Raw genomic sequence first — 255 nt, 5'->3', positions numbered from 1 at the left:
GGCTCATTTCTGGCGTCACAAACTGGCTTAATAGCGCGACAAAAAAGATGATGAGCTTAGGATTGCCCAACGCTACCAGCACGGCCTCTTTGGCCGCTTGACGCGGCGTGGTGGCCACCGCGCCCGGTGAGAACGCTCCCCCACGCCCTGCCCGTAGCGCCTTAATACCTAGCCACGCCAAATAAGCCGCACCACACCACGTAATCACTTGAAATAACGCGGGGAAATTGGCCATCACTGCGCCCAACCCCAGCA

The 255-nt window shown here is 58.4% G+C and carries 1 protein-coding gene; it reads right to left on the bottom strand.

What is annotated here, in order from left to right:
- The coding region (locus SB753_RS39275) for a LysE family translocator (RefSeq protein WP_410805449.1) at positions 1-235 on the bottom strand (235 nt) is incomplete at its 3' end.
- Positions 236-255: the final 20 nt, after the last annotated feature.

This window comes from Paraburkholderia sp. SIMBA_053, assembly GCF_046534895.1.
Taxonomy (GTDB): Bacteria; Pseudomonadota; Gammaproteobacteria; order Burkholderiales; family Burkholderiaceae; genus Paraburkholderia; species Paraburkholderia caledonica.
The sequence above is the reverse complement of the archived record's forward strand: the minus strand, read 5'-3'. Positions and strand labels throughout refer to the sequence as shown.